This window comes from Clostridiales bacterium, from assembly GCA_030016385.1.
Classification (GTDB): domain Bacteria; phylum Bacillota; class Clostridia; order Clostridiales; family Oxobacteraceae; genus JASEJN01.
On sequence record JASEJN010000115.1, the window covers coordinates 1 to 2,476 of the forward strand.

The following is a 2,476-nucleotide window of genomic DNA, read 5'->3' on the forward strand; positions in this document are numbered from 1 at the left end:
CTTTTGATTGTCTGAGTGAAACGAGTTTCAAAAGCTCTTGGATTATCAAGGCTGCAGGCCTTGGAACTTACAAAACTTGAATCTGGCGAATGAGTACTCAAAATAACATAAGCTCATATTACGAATTGAAGATCAGGATATGTATTTTATATTTTAAAAATATTATTCCAATCCATAAGATTAAAGGTTTTTTTTAAATAAATGTGAATAGATTGAGCACAGTAATGGAATTTTAAAAATAACTGGCTTAAAAATTTTATTTAAGTAAATGTAAATTTCTCAGCATTCGTATGTACCGGGAAGATTTTTAGCAACCGCTAAAGAGAACCATCAGACATTCATATTGTTTCGAGTCGAATGAATTTGTGCTGCATTTGAGTAACTAAAATCCATGTTCTGTAATATAATACTTAGAGTCAACTTCGGTTGTAATTTGAAATCAGGCATAAATAAAATTACATTATTTTGAGCAACGAATGAACATTCAAAATAATGTAATATCATATTATGAATCGAAGCTAGAGTTCAGGTGTATATAATACCATTTGAGGAATATTATAGAAAGAACAATTAGCGGAAAGTCTTTAGAACCTGTTAACTTTAGGTTCAGGGTTAGCAGAATCATATTTCATGCGTAGCGAGTTTTGATTCTGCCCTGAACGAGTTTACATACTCTAATACTTCGAGCTTAGCGATCGGAATAATATTCTTCGAGTATAAAATATGGCAGAATTCATTCTTGTTTAAAAAACCGTTTTATTGGTATATAATTTATATAAAAGACGGCGGACATATTGCGATAGAATCCACCAAATGACTTGCTCGGATCTTCCCGATGTTGATCCTGTCGATTAAAATTGCTCTGCACATTCGCGACTTTAGTCATGAGAGATTCGAACAAGATTATAAGTTCACAATATAGTAAATACAAACATAATTAAGGAAGTGTATAAGTTTTGATAGATTTTAACATTAATCGGGATAAGAATTTGCATATACATTTTGTGGGAATTGGCGGAATAAGCATGAGCGGCCTTGCAGAAATCCTGCTTCATTATGGATACAGCGTATCCGGTTCAGATTCCCGTGCGTCAAAAATGACCGACAGTCTGGCAAAAAAAGGAGCTGTCATAAGCATCGGACATGCGGCAAAAAATGTGGAAAATGCGGATATCGTAGTATACACAGCAGCGGTAAAATGGGATAACCCTGAACTTATAAGGGCCAAAGAGCTTGGGCTGAAAATTGTAAGCAGGGCTGAATTTTTAGGGCAGATCATGAAGCATTATAAATACGGTGTAGCTGTTGCCGGAACACATGGTAAAACAACTACAACTTCTCTTATCGCAATTATAATGAAAAATGCAAATCTTGATCCCACTGTTATGGTAGGTGGAGAAGTTGATGCGATAGGTGGAAATGTCCGTGCAGGAAAGAGTTCATATTTTGTAACCGAAGCCTGCGAATACGTTGAAAGCTTTCTTAAGCTGTATCCTTATGCGGGCATTGTATTAAACATCGATGCAGATCATCTTGATTTCTATAAAGATATAAACCAGATAATAAATTCATTTTCTAAATTTATCAGCCTGATCCCTCAGGATGGGTACCTCATCACTTGTGCGGATAACGAAAACGCCATGAAAGCTGCAAAAAATGCAAAAACCAATGTAATAACATTTGCTCTTAAGAACAAAGCCGATTGGACAGCATCGAACATAACATATGACCATAACAGTTGCGGGCAGTTTGATGTATATCACAGGGGCAATTTTTTTGGAAATTTCAAACTCAATATACCCGGGAAACATAACATCAGCAATGCGCTATGCGCAATCGCATGTTCCCAAATATTCAATATCGATATATCCACAATTAAAAAAAGTTTTCTTGAATTTTTCGGAACTCACAGAAGGTTTGAAAAGCTCGGCAGTTTCAACGGTGTTACAGTAATAGACGATTATGCGCACCATCCTACTGAAATAAAAGCGACGCTGTCAGCGGCCAGAAATTATCCCCATAAAAAGCTTTGGTGTATATTTCAACCGCATACATTCAGCAGGACAATTAAGCTTCTGGATGGATTTTCCAAGGCTTTTAATGATACCGATGCTCTTATCGTAACAGACATCTATGCTGCAAGGGAAAAAGATACCGGAGAGATTAACTCGAAGATGCTTGCAGATAAAATAAAGCAAAATGGAGTAGATGCAGTATATATTCAGTCATTCGACGATATTGCAGATTATATAAGGAAAAATACATCCCCGGGCGACGTAGTTATAACAATGGGAGCCGGCGATGTATACAAAGTAGCTGAGAAGCTTTTAAAATAAGGGACCCATATGGGTCCCTTATTTTAAAAGCGGTGGGCGGTGGGGACGGTTAAGCAAAAGTTGTTGGGCTCAGGCGGCGGGCTTGGGGGACGGTTAAGCAAAACAAACAAACTGATGACTGCGCTTGGGGGACGGTTAAG

1 protein-coding gene is annotated in these 2,476 nt (G+C 37.2%); it reads left to right on the plus strand.

The features are described 5' to 3' along the window. The first annotated feature begins 956 nt into the window (after window positions 1–956). Window positions 957–2,336, plus strand: a complete 1,380-nt coding sequence (gene murC / locus QME45_14640; GenBank protein MDI6619864.1) for a UDP-N-acetylmuramate--L-alanine ligase — start codon at window positions 957–959, stop codon at window positions 2,334–2,336. Window positions 2,337–2,476 lie beyond the last annotated feature (140 nt).